1 protein-coding gene and 1 pseudogene are annotated in these 1,372 nt (G+C 69.6%); both read right to left on the reverse strand.

Features of this window, described 5'->3' with window-relative positions:
* A pseudogene (locus tag ACWJ6R_RS36365) lies at window positions 1-537 on the reverse strand (protein translocase subunit SecD); the annotation flags it as partial.
* Window positions 538-623: 86 nt separating this feature from the next.
* Window positions 624-989, reverse strand: coding sequence for a preprotein translocase subunit YajC (gene yajC / locus ACWJ6R_RS36370; protein ID WP_449066552.1), 366 nt, complete (start codon window positions 987-989; stop codon window positions 624-626).
* Between the last annotated feature and the right edge of the window lie 383 nt (window positions 990-1,372).

The following is a 1,372-nucleotide window of genomic DNA, read 5'->3' on the forward strand; positions in this document are numbered from 1 at the left end:
CGGCGAGGCCGCGGGGGTGGCGGCGGGGCTCGGGTTGGTCAGCGCCTCCGACAGGCCGCGTCCCGCCGGGGAACCGCTCGGGCTCGGCTCGGCGGTCACCGACGGCTTCGGCGTGCTCTCCCCGGTGGCCGCGGGCGAGCCGGACGGGGCCGGGGTCGGCGCCTGGGTGGACATCTCACCCGGGGGCTGGGGCGACCCGGCCGCGATCGCCAGCACCTGGCGGAACCTCAGCTCGGCGGTCGTGCCGACCAGCTTGACGACCTCCTCCTGGCCGGCGCCCGGAACGGAGATGACGATGTTGTCACCGGCGCTGGCCACCTCGGCGTCGGAGATGCCGCTGCCGTTCACCCGGTCACGGATGATGTTCACGGCCAGATTCAGGCTCTCCTCGGAGGGAGCGCCGCCGTTCGGCGTGATGGGCGACAGCGTCACTGTCGTGCCGCCGGCGAGGTCGAGGCCGTATTCGGGGGTGTACGCCCTGTTGAGGAACATCACCCCGCCCATGGCGAGAATGATCGCCAGAAGCAGCAGGAGCACGCGCCCCGGTCTGCTCTGGCCGCTGGTCGGTCGGGCCACTGGTCGTCAGTTCTTTCGGCTATAGGGGATTTGGCGGTGAACTGCGCTCAGGACTTCTTGGGGGTCGAGTCCTGGTTGTCACCCTGCTGCTCGGCGGTCTCCGCCACCTCGTCGGTGGCCGCGACGTCGTCCTTGACGTCCTCGGCGTCGTCCACCGGGGTCAGCACACGTCCGATGGCGGCCTTGACCCAGCGGGTCTCGACGCCGGGCGCGATCTCCAGGATCACGTCGTCCGCGTCGATGCCCACGACGGTCGCGAACAGGCCGGTCGTGGTCATGACCTGCGTCCCCGGCGTCAGGGAGTTCTGCATCTGGACCTGCTCCTGCTGCCGCTTGCGCTGCGGGCGGATGAGCAGGAAATAGAACACCACGACCATCAGAGCGATCATGATGAGGCTTGAGTAGTCGCCCATGGGGCCGTTCCTCCACTTGAGAATGACCGGCCTGGCGCCGGACGTCCGTATACGGCCACGCCGCTCAGCACGTCAGCCTACACAGCCAGCCAAGGCACGGAGTTTAGGCGAGCTGTTAGAAGCGCGGCAACGAGGTCACGATCCGGTAGACGAGGAAGTTCCCGTTTCGAGACCCTCGTCACCGATCCGTGATCAACGCCGTACGGTTCCATCACCGCCGACGCACGACCCCGCCACTGGAGAACAACGCCCCCGCTCCCTCCACTCTTCCACGGCGACCGCATCCACCCCGTCGTCCTCCGCGAGGACCGGGCGCCCCGCGGCCGGAACCGGCCTGGCCGCGTCCGCCGTGGCGGGACCGGCCTGTCCGCACGGGAGGCGCC

The sequence above is a fragment of the Planomonospora algeriensis genome (assembly GCF_977012225.1).